General features: G+C 43.0%; 17 protein-coding genes. 3 read left to right on the top strand and 14 right to left on the bottom strand.

Going from position 1 to position 15,721, the window contains the following annotated elements:
- Window positions 1-90 precede the first annotated feature (90 nt).
- From B3S93_RS05475 to B3S93_RS05420, 12 genes are all read right to left on the bottom strand, one after another.
- Window positions 91-1,101 (bottom strand): vWA domain-containing protein, encoded by a 1,011-nt coding sequence (locus B3S93_RS05475; RefSeq protein ID WP_292403809.1) that lies wholly within the window; start codon window positions 1,099-1,101, stop codon window positions 91-93.
- 11 nt (window positions 1,102-1,112) lie between these two features.
- On the bottom strand, window positions 1,113-1,685 hold the full coding sequence (locus B3S93_RS05470; RefSeq protein WP_292354506.1) for an MxaK protein: 573 nt from the start codon (window positions 1,683-1,685) through the stop codon (window positions 1,113-1,115).
- On the bottom strand, window positions 1,682-2,659 hold the full coding sequence (locus tag B3S93_RS05465; RefSeq protein WP_292354508.1) for a vWA domain-containing protein: 978 nt from the start codon (window positions 2,657-2,659) through the stop codon (window positions 1,682-1,684). Before B3S93_RS05465 ends, B3S93_RS05470 begins: the two co-directional genes overlap by 4 nt.
- Window positions 2,656-3,573 carry a hypothetical protein gene (locus B3S93_RS05460; protein WP_292403812.1) on the bottom strand — a complete coding sequence of 306 codons (918 nt, stop codon included), beginning with the start codon at window positions 3,571-3,573 and terminating at the stop codon, window positions 2,656-2,658. The genes B3S93_RS05465 and B3S93_RS05460 overlap by 4 nt, the downstream gene beginning before the upstream one ends.
- A 34-nt stretch (window positions 3,574-3,607) precedes the next feature.
- Window positions 3,608-4,444: a hypothetical protein gene (locus B3S93_RS05455; RefSeq protein ID WP_292354513.1), complete on the bottom strand. Its 837-nt coding sequence runs from the start codon at window positions 4,442-4,444 to the stop codon at window positions 3,608-3,610.
- Window positions 4,441-5,475: an AAA family ATPase gene (locus B3S93_RS05450; protein ID WP_292403814.1), complete on the bottom strand. Its 1,035-nt coding sequence runs from the start codon at window positions 5,473-5,475 to the stop codon at window positions 4,441-4,443. Before B3S93_RS05450 ends, B3S93_RS05455 begins: the two co-directional genes overlap by 4 nt.
- Window positions 5,476-5,558: 83 nt before the next feature.
- Window positions 5,559-5,834 (bottom strand): methanol dehydrogenase, encoded by a 276-nt coding sequence (locus tag B3S93_RS05445; RefSeq protein ID WP_292403818.1) that lies wholly within the window; start codon window positions 5,832-5,834, stop codon window positions 5,559-5,561.
- Between the two features lie 122 nt (window positions 5,835-5,956).
- Window positions 5,957-6,580 (bottom strand): cytochrome c(L), periplasmic, encoded by a 624-nt coding sequence (gene moxG, locus B3S93_RS05440; protein WP_292354519.1) that lies wholly within the window; start codon window positions 6,578-6,580, stop codon window positions 5,957-5,959.
- 9 nt (window positions 6,581-6,589) lie between these two features.
- The gene (gene moxJ / locus B3S93_RS05435) at window positions 6,590-7,387 is read right to left on the bottom strand and encodes a methanol oxidation system protein MoxJ (RefSeq protein WP_292354521.1); all 798 of its coding nucleotides are present in this window, start codon (window positions 7,385-7,387) and stop codon (window positions 6,590-6,592) included.
- 176 nt (window positions 7,388-7,563) lie between these two features.
- Entirely contained in the window at window positions 7,564-9,450 is a 1,887-nt protein-coding gene (locus B3S93_RS05430) for a methanol/ethanol family PQQ-dependent dehydrogenase (RefSeq protein ID WP_292748522.1), read from the bottom strand.
- A gap of 204 nt (window positions 9,451-9,654) precedes the next feature.
- A complete protein-coding gene (locus B3S93_RS05425; RefSeq protein ID WP_292354526.1) occupies window positions 9,655-10,308 on the bottom strand; it encodes a response regulator transcription factor in 654 nt (217 codons plus the stop codon).
- A gap of 46 nt (window positions 10,309-10,354) precedes the next feature.
- Window positions 10,355-11,323 carry a sensor histidine kinase gene (locus B3S93_RS05420; RefSeq protein WP_292403824.1) on the bottom strand — a complete coding sequence of 323 codons (969 nt, stop codon included), beginning with the start codon at window positions 11,321-11,323 and terminating at the stop codon, window positions 10,355-10,357.
- Between the two features lie 222 nt (window positions 11,324-11,545).
- Here B3S93_RS05420 and B3S93_RS05415 point away from each other — a divergent pair, with 222 nt between their 5' ends.
- Genes B3S93_RS05415 through B3S93_RS05405 form a run of 3 tightly spaced genes read left to right on the top strand, consistent with a single transcriptional unit; the run spans window position 11,546 to window position 13,374 of the window.
- A complete protein-coding gene (locus B3S93_RS05415; protein ID WP_292403826.1) occupies window positions 11,546-11,878 on the top strand; it encodes a hypothetical protein in 333 nt (110 codons plus the stop codon).
- 38 nt (window positions 11,879-11,916) lie between these two features.
- Window positions 11,917-12,432: an SRPBCC family protein gene (locus tag B3S93_RS05410; RefSeq protein ID WP_292403906.1), complete on the top strand. Its 516-nt coding sequence runs from the start codon at window positions 11,917-11,919 to the stop codon at window positions 12,430-12,432.
- 6 nt (window positions 12,433-12,438) lie between these two features.
- Window positions 12,439-13,374 carry a YncE family protein gene (locus B3S93_RS05405; protein WP_292403829.1) on the top strand — a complete coding sequence of 312 codons (936 nt, stop codon included), beginning with the start codon at window positions 12,439-12,441 and terminating at the stop codon, window positions 13,372-13,374.
- A 24-nt stretch (window positions 13,375-13,398) separates the two neighbouring features.
- On the opposite strand, the gene trmL is transcribed toward B3S93_RS05405, so the two are convergent.
- Both trmL and B3S93_RS05395 read right to left on the bottom strand, forming a co-directional pair.
- Window positions 13,399-13,863 (bottom strand): tRNA (uridine(34)/cytosine(34)/5-carboxymethylaminomethyluridine(34)-2'-O)-methyltransferase TrmL, encoded by a 465-nt coding sequence (gene trmL, locus B3S93_RS05400; protein ID WP_292354534.1) that lies wholly within the window; start codon window positions 13,861-13,863, stop codon window positions 13,399-13,401.
- A gap of 2 nt (window positions 13,864-13,865) precedes the next feature.
- Entirely contained in the window at window positions 13,866-15,473 is a 1,608-nt protein-coding gene (locus B3S93_RS05395) for a LysM peptidoglycan-binding domain-containing protein (protein ID WP_292403832.1), read from the bottom strand.
- Between the last annotated feature and the right edge of the window lie 248 nt (window positions 15,474-15,721).

The following is a 15,721-nucleotide window of genomic DNA, read 5'->3' as shown; positions in this document are numbered from 1 at the left end:
TTTTCGAATTGCTTGCCGATAATAGCAAGAATTTCAATTTGTTGGCGGATTATTGGCGAGCTGATGAGTGATTCAACAGATGGATTAGATTTAACCTGAGTTAAGAGGTATGCGCTCGTTGATGTTTGGTTTGAGTAAGTTTTTTTTACGGGAAAAAATATTTTCAGGCAGATAGGCCAGAAATAATAAAAACAGCGACACACTTGCCGGAATAAAACTTAAATCGGTTTTCCGAATATGCCGTTGGGAGAAATCGTCGTGCATTAGCGCAGTCAATAATGCCGTTGATGTTTGTAAATGATGGTAGTGAAATTTGGCCGGTTCCGCCAGTGATTTCAGATAGTCTTCTTTTACACTGGAAAGGTGTTCATTCCCAGCACGACTTTGATTTCCCCACGGGGCATTCCGAGGGACATAGCCTTCAATTTTGCTGGGATCTTCCGGTAAACCAAAAGTCGTTCCCTGTGGTACATCCTCCGCCGTATAGAAGCCAATCTGGATTCCATCTTCATCATATTTTGGGATCCGGCTTAATGCATGATCACCGGTACCCACTATGAGACCACTAATTGGCTGTTGATCATTATTCTCAGCAGATTGTAATTCTCCAAGATCCGGTGCATAACGCGAGTTCATTGGTGGTGCTTCCTGCCCATCGGTAAAAAAAACCAACGTGGCATCGGTTAATTCAACAGTGCGCATCAACTCCAACGTGTTGGCAAATGCCTGAATAATATTACTGTCGGCGACCCAGGCCATTCTCCAGTCAATACGTCTGATGCTCTCCCGGATTTCAGGATAGTCTGAACACACTTCCATGGGGGTATAGAGCAGCGTCGGCATACGTTCAGTAAACACGCCTAGCCCAACTCGTGAACCACAGGGAAGTTGTTGTATGGCAGCTAAAGCATCCGCTTTGACTTTTTCCAGCCGGCTAATCGGATCACCGTTATTATCACGATAATCTTCTACATTCATGCTGCGGGTGATATCTACCATAAAAAAATAATCATATTTTTTACTGGGAAATGGCAGGTTAGGTATTAAAACCGCAATAATCAGTAGAACTGCAGAAATGCCCAGCAACCAGATAGATTTCATCAGACAATCCCTTAGGGTAAACCAATGGGAAAGCCGGGCATTGCCGACCATAACTCGGTACTGGCATCCTGAGACTCTTCACTGATGGTGACATCACCCAGTGGCAAATCCCGCGACAGACGTTGCGCAGCTTCCAGATTGTATTTAGCCTCCCAGAAGGAGGGCTGGTTTTTCAGTGCAGAGCGATAAAAGTCCTTTGCCACATCGGCCATCGCCACCGCCCGATCAACAGAGAGGTTTTCTGCCAAATCGATAGCCTGAACCAAATAAAGATTGCCAAGGTTATAGTGGATATGGACAAGTTGCTGCTGATTAGCCAGCCGCTCAGTGCCGCTATAGGTTTCTACTGCTTCATCAAATAAGTTCAATTTACCTTGCAGATAGGCATAAGCGATTCTGACTTCAGGCGATTGCATATTCAATTTTTCATGATCAACCAGCTCACCTTTATTCAGCAGGAGGATTTGTTGGTTGATTTGCTGCTGTTGTTGCAAGGTATAGATACTGAATATCAGTGCTGTGATAACCGCCAATGCCAACAGGCTAATCAGATAAATAAAATTATTTCGCTTCAAAAACATCATTTTGCCTCCAGCGCTTTGATGCCCAGTAAAATAAGAACGGCAAGCAGGGCAGTCAAAAAACATAAGCGCGTCATATCGTTGCGGGGTATCAATTCGTTATAAACCAGTGGCAAGCTTTCCAGATTATCCAGCTGGTGAATGGCTGCTTCCATAGATTCCGGTGTATCCACCTCATAAGCGTGATATGGGATCGGCAGGGTACGGAAAAACTGATCAAGATAACGCTCTGGCATCACCCGGGGATTATCATCTCGAGCTGATTCAGGCTCAGAGGTGATACCTAATCCATTTTCGGTACGCAGAAAAAACCAATATAAACTTACCTGATAACGCTCAAACCACTCACGCAACACCCGCTGCGCACGATGATCAAGTGTCGCTGCGCCATCAGAGACCAATACAATGACGCGGGAACCGGTATGCGGTTGATCCTGAAAGTAACTCAGGCCCATGCCGAGCCCTTTGGCTACATTGGTAAATGCCAAGCCGGGACTGGTGAGACTGTTTATCGCTGCTTGAGTGGCGGACTTGTGCTCTGTGAGCGGGCTGATAAAAAAAGGTTGCGTACTAAACCCGACGACGCCAAATAAGTCGTGCGGCCTATTATTAACAAATTCGGACAATAAACGACGTGCAACCTGACTTTTGGCAGGCGTAGCATTATCGGGTACCTTACCGCCAAATGTTTCATTCATGCTGGCACTTCGATCGAGAACAAACACGATGTGCGCGCCAGTACCTGTTCGGGTAAAAGTTTTTTCCGTTTGGTAAAGTCCGGCTAACCCCAGCACGATGCTGATAAATGCCAGTACCCCTAAAAGTTTAATGAGTCGATTAATCCATCGAGTGGTATTGGATGGTGGAATTAGCCGATTCCAACTGGTGAGTCGTTTATTGAATATACCTGCGATAAATGGCAACAAGGCTAATACTAATAAAACGAGCACCCATGGATGGGCAAATGCGATGTTCATGATTTTTTCAGCGCCAGTTTTTCCGCACCAGCCAATTGTTTGCAGAGCTTCAGTAATTGGTCAAAGTCTTTCTCTGACGCTACCTTTTGCTCGGAGTAGAGCGCTTCAGTGGATAACTGGTAAAAACTATCAATTTGATCCTGATAGCCAGAAAACTCGTTATGTTTATCAATAAACTGATCTGTTTGGTGAGCAAACAATGCATGGCCAGCCAATCTGTTAAAAGCCCTATGTACTGCTTGTAAGGCATGATTAAATGCCGACTCGTCGTTATGGTGTTTGCGTAGCTTTTTGACCTGATGATAAGCCTGTTGAAACGGTGATCGTGTCAGTATAAACAGATATCCCTTAAGGCTTAACCATAAGATCGCCAGAATCAGTAGCGTAATCGCCAGTACCCAGATTTGTTGCTGCAAATCTTTGGTAGGGATAGTTGAGGGAGGTAAATCTGCCTTCATAAAGGCATTTTGGTTGGAGTCTTTGGCTACACCACGAGGCGCAATTTCTTTCAGCGGAGACATGGTGAAGTTCCAGGCCGGTATGGTGAGCTGCTCGGTTTTATCGCCGGTGTTAAAACTTACCGTTAATGGAGGCGTTGCTAATGCTCGGACATCCAGTGGTGCATAAAATGTCTGAAACGTGAAATGCAGTCGGTATTGACGTAACTCAGCACTTTCGCTGATGAGTTCATAGTCACTGTCGAGTAATAACAACCAATAATCCAACTCCCCGTCGGGAGGAAGTGAGGCTGGCGTTAAGCTAAATTCTGCTGGTACCTGAACAATATAATAATGTTCAATAACATCACCGACCAGAATACCAAAATCTCTTCCCAATGATTGCTGCACAATGCCGGTACGGACTTGGTCAGCATACAAAGCTGTGTTGCAAAAAACAGCTAACAGAACAGCCATAAACATCGGCATGCACACTTTTTGTTTTAATCGCTTATGAATGGCCATGAAAGAATTCGCTTAATTGTTGTGCTGAAAATTGATCAATCATCCAAAACGCTCTGCAATTGTGCTTTTGAAATTGATTATTAAGAAAAATCTTCCGATCAGCGAAAGTCGATTCGATCAGTTTTTTCTGCTTGGGCGTCACAAAAATCAAACTGTTTTCACCCGTCTCAGCATCGTTGATCTGAACAAAGCGCCATAGTGGGTAGTCGTTGTATTCGGCAGAACGCCAGATAACAATCGGCACCAGATAGTGGCCTGATAAGCTATTGAGAATCCGGTAGAGTTTTTCATTACTCCAGTGAAAATCAGAAAGCAAAAATATTAAACAACGACGAGCGGGTAACAACCGCTCTATATCGTTAAAAGCCTCAGCTTCATTATGGTTTGCAGCCTGTCTGGTAGCAGACTCAAAATGCTGTGGCAGTATTTCGGCATTGGTAATGGACTGTATGGAATGACTCAACAAATAACTTTGATAATTATCATTTCTGGCCGCCACTGAATAAGCAATACTCTGTTCAGTTAAGCTGAGCAGTGGTGCTTTATCCTGAACAGTCATGGAATCAGATCCATCTACCAAAGTCATTACGTCCAGTTTGCTGCGTTGACGAAAGGTTTTGACGTAAATCGATTCAAACGGATCGGTCACGCTCATTGCAAGATCAATACGCGCAGGATTCGGGTCAGCTAAAAAGGGAGACTTTTTATAAAAATCACTGCCGGGCCCCTGACGTTTGCTTTTATGCTCACTTTCACGCAGTGCATTCAGCAGAAAGGGTGATCTGTAATCAAAGATCAGGTGTTGAATTTCGTGCTGATTCATGGGGATGGAATAGTATTCAGTACACCACTAATCAGTTCTTCGATAATCGCTTCACCGTTATAGTTGTAAACAGGATTGATAAAAATACGATGTTTACTGATGGCCCGAATAACCGCATGGAAATCCTCTGGGATGACGCTATTACGTTGATTGAGCCATGCATGAGCACGAGCACTTCTGGCAAGATAACTTATGCCACGTGGTCCCATACCTCCAAGTACTAACTTTTCTGTGTCGATATCGCTGATCTGGATACCATAATCCTGTGGTCTTCGAAGTGCCTGACACAGGTGAAAACCATAATCCTGAATAGTGTCACTGGAATGGATCTGAGACTGAATAGCCACAGCGATATCATTGAGCTGATGAAACGGCAGTACCGCTTTGTCAGCACTGTCGATGAGCTTGTCGGCATCATAATATCGGGTATTGAACATCAACTCTTTAAGCTGTGCTTCTGCTGTAGGTTGTTTTATGTGCAGTTCCATCATAAAACGATCCCGGGCAGCTGCCGGTAGTTCAAAGGTTTCGTCTTTTTCAATGCGGTTACGATCAGCAAAAACCTGCAGATGAGGAAAAAAGAACGTTTTATTAAAAGCGCTGACGCTACGTTCAGCCATTACCCGAAGTAGCAATGAATGTACTTGAGGTCTGGCACGATTGATTTCATTAAAGAAGAAGATCGATAAATTTTCGCCATGTTTGAGTAAAGGTCCTTCACTCACAGCCGGTTTACCATCATTGGCAATATGGGTGTAATAGACCAGGTCATGTGGCATTAAATCAATGGTGCCTTCAATCCGCTCAAAATTGCCACCCAGACTTTCTGCCGTTGCTCTAAGCAAGGTCGTTTTACCGACGCCAACATCACCTTCAAGCAGGATATGGCCACGACAGAAAATAGCCACAACCATTAAATCAATGATGTGTTCCTGACCTAATATTGTCTGATTGATATTTTTTTGCAGGGTGATGGCTTGTTGATGCCAGTCGGTTAAAAGATTTTCGGAATTTTCAGCGACATTGCTCATGTGATGTATGCCCAAACTGACTCGCAGGTCAGAAACAAAACAAAAAAAGAGGCCAGTCGTTAAAAACTGGCCTCAGCTTGGGTTTAGTAAGACCACTTACCCGTTTTTTTGAAGTTTTCTACGCGTTTAGCGTTACGAGCTTCCATTGCTTCCATTGCACTGTCTTGCTTATCCAGTTCAGCTTGGCTATGTTTAGGATCATATTTAGATCCTTTGATTTTTTCAGGAAATCCTGGTTTTGCTTCCCAGCATTTTCCTGCCTCTTGGCATTTTGTTCCGTCGTAAGCCATTGCTGACATACCAACAGATAACAATAGTGCTGTAGCGCCGGTTACGGCAAGTGTTTTAATTTTCTTCATATTTCTCTCCTTTTGGTTTTGACAACATAATGCTTGGTAGCGTGGTTCCCTATGCTGGCTATGGCCACGCTACCAATCACTAATCTTTATAATCTGCCATTAGCATTTCTAAACTTGCGTAATTAATGGGTCTTATTGAAATTTTCTAATGCTTCTTTGAAATCTTCAGGTATTTCTGCAGGAACCAGATTGGCGCGTTCCTCTTCTGATAACCATAAGGCTTTTTCTGGTTCTCCCCAGTAAATACTGCGTACATACGCCATAACATGCAGTATTTCATCAATGCTTAAATTATTGCGTTGGGGACCCATCATTGAGCGGGCGCCGTCATAAATAATTTCAAAAAAACCTTTATCGTATCGTCCTGCAGGGTAAGTCCAATATGAATCCCCCAGAGCTGGTCCGAGTTTGCCTTCAGCATGGTGACCATGGCAGCCAGAACAGGCAGTCATAAATAAATTTTCACCCACTTTGATGGCTTCTTCATCTTGGTTATATTTATTTTCTGCTGTTTCCATAAAATGTTTTACGGCTTCAGTTTCTTCACCTTTTTTGCCAAAAGAGAAGTCGATTAATGCCCCGGTCGTTGCATTGCGAAATTGCACTTGAGCTTCCGCTGTCATTGGTGTCATGCTGACAGCTGTCAACATAGATAATCCTAGTAAACATGCTGTTTTACGACTAAAAAGTTTTACATTGCTAATCATAGTTTTTGTATAATCCTGTTTAATTAAAAGAGACTGCATGACAAGCTATCAAAGCAGCGGAATCCCTTCTTTTTTGAGGATGGCCGTTATCTTAGGTGCCGCATCTGCCAGGCCCTTATTAATGGCATCAAGCAAGGCTTTATCACCTTCACGCACCGCTACAGATTGATCGTAGTGCTGCACAATACCTTCACCACCTTCAATTTCTCCGAATTCAGGAGATAACACCATTTCTAATGGCGTATCTGAATCACGCACATAACGGGCTACTTCTGGAGCCCATAGATGAGCGATATCACCTTTACCTGAGGTCACTTCGCCGATCAGTTTTTTTGGTTCCAGACGAATATATTTATTGCGTGGGGATTTGAAACCTGACAGAGATTTGGTGTAATTGAAGTTGCCTTCATATTTACCCACTTCCCGTAACATCACTTCTGATGGGCTACCTGGCACTACTACAAAACGATTCAGTTTTTGAATGTCAGGACTATCCCAGTTACTGATGTCCAGATTTTTATCGGCGCGATAGACAAATACATAGCCGGACTTGTAGTAAGGGTCGCTGGTGGCAACACGAGGATCATCGCTATCAACCCCCATAACCACATCACATTCATTTTTTAATAAATGTTCGGTCACTAAAAAAATCGCTGCTTTGTCTGACCAGACAAATTCCAATGGCATATCCATGCTCTGTGCGAGCGTTTCGGCGATTTCATTTTCGAAACCTTGCTGCTGTTTGTTTGAGTAGGGCATTTCATTCGCCGCTGCACAGACTTTTAAGGTTTCCGGTAATCCGTTGTTTGCATGTGCTGGCGTCAGTACAGTCAACAGTGAAGCCATTATCAGGCTGCATTGCGTTAAACGTTTTGAACTGACTGCTTTGTTATTGGTTTTAGTATGGTTGTTTAACATGTCTTACACTCTCAAAAGGGGCTGGCAACACAGTCTTTGTGTTGCCAGCCGGATTGAATACGACGATATAACTTGATGAACTAAGCTATATTGCGAGTCAGTGATTACATTTCGTATTCACCAATACTCAGATCGTCGTAAGGTCCTTTACCATCCAGAGCAAAGACCATCAGACCACCACCCATTTGAGTGTTACGTGCCAGTTCTTTAAAGGCACCTACAGCACCCAGACCAGCTGATGGGTCATTCAAGTCAAACACCAGACCAACTGCAGGCCAACCACCTACACCATAATTAATGGCAACATATTGAATACCATCATGGGTGTAAGTCATTGGATGACCGATTGCGCCAGAAGGAAGTTTGAATTTCCACAACAGATCACCGTTGTCTGCATCACGAGCTTTGATGAAGCCATCGAGTGTGCCGTAGAATACCAAGCCACCAGCTGTGGCCATGGTTCCACCCCAGATTGAGAATTTTTCCATTTTCTCCCAAGCAAATTCACCAGTAATGGCGTTGTATGCTTTAACCTGGCCTGAACCAATACCACGTTGACGATCACCTTTAGGTCCTGGATAACTCCATACGTTTGCACCTACGAAGAATTGACCTGCACGGTAAGGCAGCATGAACGGTTCCCAATCCATACAAAGATGGTTGATACCTAAGTAGAAGTTTTGTCTTTCAGGATCGTATGAATCCATACCCTGGTTGTGGAAACCCATGGCTGAAGGACAAATATCACGTGAACGGTGACCCATTCTGGTACTGAATTCCGGGTCACGAATTGGCAGACCTGTTTCCAAATCTACTTTTTTCACCCAGTTTGCCGTTTCATCCATTTTGTCTGCAGAAACCAAATCACCTGTTTCACGATCCAGCGTGTAGATAATGCCGTTACGATCAGGGTGAGTCAGCAATTTACGCATTTTGCCAGTTTTGTCTTTTTGCTCAGAAAGCATCATGACGTTAACGCCGGCGTAGTCCCATTCATCATGTGGTGTTTTTTGGTAACCGAATTTAGCTAAACCGGTATCCGCATCACGACCCCAGATAGTCATAGTCCATTTGTTATCACCAGGACGCATGGTTTCGTTCCAAGGCGCAGGATTACCTGAACCGTAGTAGAACATTTCTAAATCAGGGTCATAGGCATACCAACCCCAGTTAGTACCACCACCAATTTTCCAGGCTTCGTCTTCCCAGGTTTTCAGACCCAGATCTTTTTGGCCGTAATGTGGGTTTGCACTGTTAAAGTCTTTTGCCAGGCCAATTTCTGAATCAGGGCCCGTTGCATACCAACGCCAAGCCATTTCACCAGTGTGAATATCAAAGGCGGTAACATAACCACGAACACCCAGCTCAGCACCAGAAGAACCCTGGATGACAAGGTCTTTTACAACGAATGGTGCTTGTGTTTGGGTTTGACCAACACTGATATCACCATTCTCGACTTGCCAATGTAGCTCACCAGTTTCAGCATTTAATGCCACAACATGACCATCCAGCTGACTTTTTACGATCATTGCCGGAGTTTTATCATCGCCAGGCCAGTAAGCCAGACCACGGTTTACGACGTCACAACATGCAACTGCGCGAGCAGCAGGATCTTGTTTTGGCTTATGCTCCCAGACGATGGTGCCAGGATCATTCAGGTTAATCGCAAAAGTGTTGTTTGGAAAAGGTGAATGGATATACATCATGTCACCAATAACCAAAGGCGCACCTTCATGACCATTCAGCACACCAGTGGAGAATGTCCACGATGGTGATAATTTGCTGACGTTCTTTTTGTTGATTTGTTTTGAAGTACTGTAATGATCTGCAGAATAGTTCTTACCCTGCATAACCCAGTTAGCTTCATCCTTTTGAAGTTCAACCAGCTTGTCATTGGCGAATGCAGCGCCTACTGTCATCATACCGATGACAGAGCTGACCAATGCAGCTGAACCGGTTTTTGTTAACCGGCTTAGTTTTTTCTCTCTCATATATCCTCCTATTTTAACTGGATGTCAGCTTTCGCTGACCCTGTGTCTCAGCACACATTCGAAAATGCGGCTGTGCACCGTTGATATCATCAGTTTTTAGTAGGGGTATGGGATAGAGAGCCTTGCCACCTCTGTTATAGGGAAGTCATCACATAATTGTCAGGGTGATAAACTTTTGCCTTGATGTAAGGCCATTTTACGAAGTTATTGATTATTGGGTGGATGGATCAAACCAATTTTCTGGGCCAGGAAAATAATATCTGCGAGCTTGGTTGTGCCAAGTTTACGCATCATATTGGTTTTATAATTTGATACCGTTTTAGGAGCCAAAGTAAGACTTTTTGAAATTTCCTCAATACTCATACCTTCAGCAACCATCCTGAAAACAGCAAATTCCTGATGTGACAGGGAATCAATTTTCTGATCCGTTTTAATCAATTTTTCCATTGCAATAGAACGTGCAACTTCGGCACCGAGATAATGACGTTTTTCTGCAACGGATTTTACCGCTTCAATCAGCACATCAGATGAGCATGATTTGGTGATGTAGCCAATCGCACCAAGCTCCAGGGCACGCATGGCCAAAGTGGTTTCTTCATGCATGCTGCAGACCAGAATACGAGCATCCTTATCTCGGTTACAGATCCTTCTGACACACTCTAAACCACCGGTGCCTGGCATGGTTAAATCTATAATGCAGACTTTAGGTTGCAAAGCAATAAACGCCTGATACCCCTCTTCAGCATTTCCGGATTGTCCAATCACCTCGAAACCGGCCGACTCGAGTAATTGCTGATAGCCTTCTCTGAGAATGGCATGATCGTCTATTAATAGTATGGTGGTACGTTGTTTGTTCATTTCTTCTGATACCTCATTATTAGCATGTATTTTTTACGGTAAATTTTCATAACGGAATATGCAGCGCTAAAACTGTGCCTTTAGGATCTGCTGGATGCAGATTGAACTGGCCATTTAAAGCATGTACCCGCTCACGTATACCAATCAGTCCAAGTCCATTACCCATACCTTCATTGGGATCAAACCCTATTCCGTTGTCACGGATGGTCAGACTGATATCGTTACGTTGGGCTGATTTATTTTGGGTAATTAAATCGATATGAATTGAGCTGGCTTCTGCATGACGGGTAATATTGGTTAAGGCTTCCTGCAGGCTGCGATAAATAGTTAATGCGGTGTCATAGTCAACAAGCTGATCGTCTACTTCAATAGCGATATTGATCTCGTAATCTGGAAACGACATTTGCCATTGCCCAATCAGATCTTCAATGGCTGCTGAAAGTCCCACGGTTTCAAGACCAGGAGGTTTTAAGCTGCGTAACTGTGAACGGGTAACGTTACGCAGAAAGCTTGCGCTGTCCTGGATGGTCTTGAGGATTGCTTGAAGTTTAGGATCTTCCGTTTTGTACTTGATGGCAACGGAAGCATTTACATCAATTGCGGCAAGATATTGTCCGAATACATCATGTAATTCTGAGGCAAGGTGATTACGTTCTGCTTCCCTGACCTGGGTAATGTGTTTGATAAGAGCACGGTTTTGTAACAGTAACTTTGCATTATCAGCATTTTGCATTTCAAGTTTGGTTTTAATTTCAAGATTACGCTTCAGGGTGTCTTGCAGTTCGATATAACGTCTTCGGCCAAACCACATCAATCCAATACTGAATACCAGCAACACAAAAATAATTTCATCCAGTTGATAAAACTCTCCTAATGCTGCCCAGTTAATCCAGCGTTCAGCCAAATCGAAATATCCAGCAACAAAATAGGTCAGTAGCGACGCGCCCACAATGACAACCAAATCAATTTTGCCCCTGTTGCTTTTATCGCCAGGGGATAATTTAGGTGACATCATGTAATTTCGCCTATATTTAATTTTGAGATAAACGACTATTTTATGACGATTATTTTTGATATGTATATGCCAACAATGATGAAAATTATAAAAAAATAAAAAACAGGAAAAAGTCATAACAATAACCGTGACATATTCCCTAATTGATGTGAGTCATCTGCTCTATTTTGCCAATGCAGACAATCTGTACGATAAGTCGAGATTTTATTGGAGCAAAATTTAATGAAAATTTTTTTAAACACCGTTGTTATTTCTGCATTCATTGCCCTATTTTCTCTGAATATTGCCTATTCTGAAGAGGCGTTAGCGTTACCTGTAGGTGAATTTGAGTTTGTGAAAATGTTTTCAGGTAAAGATTCTGGTTTTGTAAGAGAAAAACTGGGAGAGCCTGCAGAGATAGTGAAGCGAGAAAATGAAAGTGGAACGGTAGAGTTCTGGATTTATAAAAATATAGTTAAAGTTGGCAATACTGATAAAACATATAAATACACACAGATTGGAATTATAAATAATTATATTGAGACTCTAGGTAATACAAACAGAAGTCCTAAGTAAATTTATTTTTTGATGAAAAAGGTTAGAACGTGAATAAAATGATTAATAAACTATCGCTGGCAAGTTTGGGTTTAGTGCTTTTAAGCAGCAGTGTCTTTGCTCATGGACCAACGCCACAAAGGGTTGATGAACACATTACTATTGATGCAGAGGTTGCCACTGTCTGGCAAAAAGTTAATGCCTTTGACCAATTGGATAAATGGCATCCGGCAGTGGAATCAATCACCATGCAGGATGAAACCACAAGAATCGTGACCTTAAAGTCAGGCGGTGAAATTACCGAAAGTCTTGATGAATCAGATGCGGATCGTCATTACATTGGATACCGTTTATTAAAGGAAAATATTGAAGCGATGCCTGTCAGCTTTTATACGATTGGTATCGAAGTAGAACCATCTGACACCGGAAGTAAAGTAAGTTGGAGTGGTCGTTTCTATCGTGCTGATACCGGCAATTTTCCGCCGGAAAATCTGAATGATGAAGCCGCTGTTAAAGCCATGACAGAATACGCAAAGACAGGGCTGGAAGGTTTAAAAGCCAGCTTGGAAAAATAATCAGTGATGTTCATTAAACCAATTATTTTTTGCCTGGGAATATTCCCTGCTGTAGCACTGGCTGACGATTTTTATATCAGCAGCCAGTCCGGGAATCATCTTTCTCTATTTGATTCAAAAACAGTTCAAATAACAAAAGCGGTTGAGGTTTCTAGTGGTCCGGTAATGGTTGCTGTCGATAAATCCAATGACGCTATTTATCTCTCGCATCCTGAGCAAGGCAAATTGTCAGTAATTGATTTGAATAGTTTTGAATTGATCCATGAGATAAAAACAGGTGGTCAGCCTTTTGCTATGGTGCTTGATAGCCAAAAGTCTCAACTTTTTGTGACGGACTGGTCCAGAAATGCATTATTAGTGATTAACACTACCAGCAGGCAATTGGTGGACCTACTTGCGGTTGGGGAGAGCCCTGCCGGGATTGCAATAGATCCCGAGGGACGCAAGGTGTTTGTGGCAAACCGTGAAAGCAATTCTGTAATGGTGCTTGATGCTGATACGCCGGACCTGCATGCAACTATAGAAACGGGTGAGCGTCCTTATGCTGTTGCCTTTAATCCAATTAATGGTCATCTGTACGTTACTTGCGTTAAAGATAATTCGCTGACAGTAATTGACACGAAAACCTATGAAAAAATTGCTGATCTCAAACCGGGTAAAGCGCCGTATGGTGTTACGGTGAGCGACGACGGCAAGCAGTTTTATGTTGTGAATCAGAATGACAACACGCTGGTGGAGTTTGATGCGGGAAGTCTGCAAATAACGCAGACTATCAAAACCGAAAAAATGCCGGAAAGTGTTGAGCTATCAAAGGATCAACAGCATGCTTACATCATTAATTGGTTTAGTAACTCATTATCGATTATTGATTTACAGCAAGGAAAACAAACCAGCTCAATCCCACTTAAGGAAGGACCACGCAAGATTAGTCTGGCTCAATAGAAATCTAAAATCAGGGGCGGTATTTTATACCGCTCCGTTATAGTCAAGCTGTCGCCAGGCTTCATACAGAATAATAGCCGTAGCATTGGAAAGATTCAGGCTGCGGCTTTCTGGATACATAGGGATCCGAATTTTCTGCCTATCAGGCAAATTGTCCAATAGCGTTGCTGGCAATCCACGTGACTCGGGACCAAACAGCAGAATACTTTCATCGATAAAAGTTGCCTGATGGTGAAACTGTTTCGCTTTAGTGGTGCAGGCAAACAAAGGTCGATTTTGCTGCCATTGTTGAAATGCTGCAAAATCAGCATGCACTTTAACCGGTGCAAATTCATGATAGTCCAGTCCTGCTCTTCTCAGACGTTTATCATCCAAAACAAAAGCCAGTGGCTCAATCAGATGCAGTTGTGCACCTGTGTTGGCGCATAGACGGATAATATTACCGGTATTGGGTGGGATTTCAGGCTCATAGAGCGCGATGTGTAACACGATTAACTATGGCTGATCTGGATAGTTGGATCGACGTACAAGGTCAGTTTTTGTCCTGGCTGCAATAAAGTGCGATCACTTAAACCATTCCATTCCTTAACTTTATCCACCGTAACATTAAACTTACGGGATATTGTCCAAAGTGAGTCACCATTACGAATAGTGTAATTGATGGCTTTTAGCTTTGAAACAGTTTGATTGGGTTGCCAGATAATCAATTGCTGGCCTGAATGTAAAACATCCGAAGGCGTTTTTTTATTCCATTGGGTTAATTCAAACACATCAACAGTATGCGCTTTAGCAATGTTCCACCAGGTATCACCCGCTTTAACCGAATAATTAAATTTTTTCCCCTGCTGCAATTTCTGTTTCGCCAGAGCATTTGCCTCAGCTTCATCAGCCAGAGCAGTGGAAACAGGTATTAACAGGTGGGCTCCAGCACGGATAAAATTGCTGTTAATTTTATTCGCTTTTTTCAGCTCAGCAACCGTCGTGTGATGCATTGCGGCGATTTTGCTCAGTGACTCTCCGGGTTTTACTTCATGGCGTTTCCAGCGCAGCAGTTCTTTTTCCGGAATATCCATTAATGCTGTTTCAAATGCACTTGCTTTGGTCGAAGGCAGTACCAGTTCATGCGGGCCTTGTGGTGCCGTTGCCCAGCGATTAAAGCCCGGGTTTAAAAGATAAAGCTCATCAAGTGTGATATCTGCCAGATTGGCAGCGAGAGATAAATCAATCTGGCTACCGACATTTACTACGCTCAAATAGGGTTTGTTGGCCACTGGCGACAGTTGTAAGTCATATTGAGCAGGTTGTTTTACCAATTCTGCTACGGCCAATAATTTAGGTACATAGGCTGTGGTTTCTGCAGGCAACTCCAGTGACCAGAAGTCAGTCGGTAAACCGGCTTCTCTGTTACGTTTGATGGCACGACCTACTGTACCTTCACCGGCATTGTAAGCGGCTATGGCAAGTTCCCAATCGTTAAAGTCGTTATGTAACTTTTGCAGATAGTCCAGGGCCGCATTGGTGGATTGAATAACATCACGGCGACCGTCATACCACCAGTTCTGTTCCAGTCCAAATACACGGCCAGTAGCCGGAATAAATTGCCAGATACCGGCCGCTTGTCCAGATGAGAGTGCAAAAGGCTGGTAACCGCTTTCAATAATTGGCAATAAAGCAATTTCCAACGGCATATCGCGACTTTCAAGTTCTTCAACAATGTAAAAAAGATAAGGTCGAGCACGTTCGACAACTTTGTTGAAATAATCCGGATGATTGGCAAACCAGGTAAGGCGACTTTGAGTTTCCGGATCCAGATCCTGATATTCAGCCAGTTGATAACCATTACGAATACGTTGCCAGACATCAGTGACTTTAGGATCAATTTCCGAATCTTCAAGTACCGATAAATCCAAATCCAACGGACTCAGCTGTGTCAGCTGATTTTTTTTCCAGTTGGTGTGTTTTGTTAATGGACCATGGGAGGTTTTCTGAGACGGTTCTGCGCTGACAGTTTCAGTATGTTTGGGGGTTGTACTACAGCCAGTGAAGAGTACCGAAAGCACTGCAAACAGGGGCCATAGACGATTTTTAGTTTTTAACATAAAGGTTTATCATAATGTCGTAAGCACATAATTGTGCTCAATATATACCGGAATAAATGGTTAAAGACCAGTCTTTAACTGCCCGGTTGTTTCTGCCCGCACCTGAATTCTCCTTATTTCAACGTCAATTCCTTAGTGCTTGTTTATTTTTCAAAGCTACTTCTGCTAAAGCGCAATAACATTTATAGAACAGTTATAGAACAGTGATGAATTGAGCCTTTTGAATAAATACCTGACAGTGGATAGGT

It is taken from the genome of Methylophaga sp. UBA3613 (assembly GCF_002375415.1).
Classification (GTDB): domain Bacteria; phylum Pseudomonadota; class Gammaproteobacteria; order Nitrosococcales; family Methylophagaceae; genus Methylophaga.
Note: the sequence above shows the minus strand (reverse complement) of the source record. Positions and strands in the feature narration are given on the sequence as shown.

Excerpts from the sequence above, each read along its gene's own strand:
- B3S93_RS05430 (WP_292748522.1), bottom strand. The coding sequence starts at position 9,450 with ATGAGAGAGAAAAAACTAAGCCGGTTAACAAAAACCGGTTCAGCTGCA.
- B3S93_RS05475 (WP_292403809.1), bottom strand. The coding sequence starts at position 1,101 with ATGAAATCTATCTGGTTGCTGGGCATTTCTGCAGTTCTACTGATTATT.
- B3S93_RS05460 (WP_292403812.1), bottom strand. The coding sequence starts at position 3,573 with ATGGCTGTTCTGTTAGCTGTTTTTTGCAACACAGCTTTGTATGCTGAC.
- B3S93_RS05405 (WP_292403829.1), top strand. The coding sequence starts at position 12,439 with ATGTTCATTAAACCAATTATTTTTTGCCTGGGAATATTCCCTGCTGTA.
- B3S93_RS05420 (WP_292403824.1), bottom strand. The coding sequence starts at position 11,323 with ATGATGTCACCTAAATTATCCCCTGGCGATAAAAGCAACAGGGGCAAA.
- B3S93_RS05450 (WP_292403814.1), bottom strand. The coding sequence starts at position 5,475 with ATGAGCAATGTCGCTGAAAATTCCGAAAATCTTTTAACCGACTGGCAT.
- B3S93_RS05410 (WP_292403906.1), top strand. The coding sequence starts at position 11,917 with ATGATTAATAAACTATCGCTGGCAAGTTTGGGTTTAGTGCTTTTAAGC.
- moxJ (WP_292354521.1), bottom strand. The coding sequence starts at position 7,387 with ATGGCTTCACTGTTGACTGTACTGACGCCAGCACATGCAAACAACGGA.
- B3S93_RS05470 (WP_292354506.1), bottom strand. The coding sequence starts at position 1,685 with ATGATGTTTTTGAAGCGAAATAATTTTATTTATCTGATTAGCCTGTTG.
- B3S93_RS05395 (WP_292403832.1), bottom strand. The coding sequence starts at position 15,473 with ATGTTAAAAACTAAAAATCGTCTATGGCCCCTGTTTGCAGTGCTTTCG.
- moxG (WP_292354519.1), bottom strand. The coding sequence starts at position 6,580 with ATGCAGTCTCTTTTAATTAAACAGGATTATACAAAAACTATGATTAGC.
- B3S93_RS05455 (WP_292354513.1), bottom strand. The coding sequence starts at position 4,444 with ATGAATCAGCACGAAATTCAACACCTGATCTTTGATTACAGATCACCC.
- B3S93_RS05465 (WP_292354508.1), bottom strand. The coding sequence starts at position 2,659 with ATGAACATCGCATTTGCCCATCCATGGGTGCTCGTTTTATTAGTATTA.
- B3S93_RS05425 (WP_292354526.1), bottom strand. The coding sequence starts at position 10,308 with ATGAACAAACAACGTACCACCATACTATTAATAGACGATCATGCCATT.
- B3S93_RS05445 (WP_292403818.1), bottom strand. The coding sequence starts at position 5,834 with ATGAAGAAAATTAAAACACTTGCCGTAACCGGCGCTACAGCACTATTG.
- B3S93_RS05415 (WP_292403826.1), top strand. The coding sequence starts at position 11,546 with ATGAAAATTTTTTTAAACACCGTTGTTATTTCTGCATTCATTGCCCTA.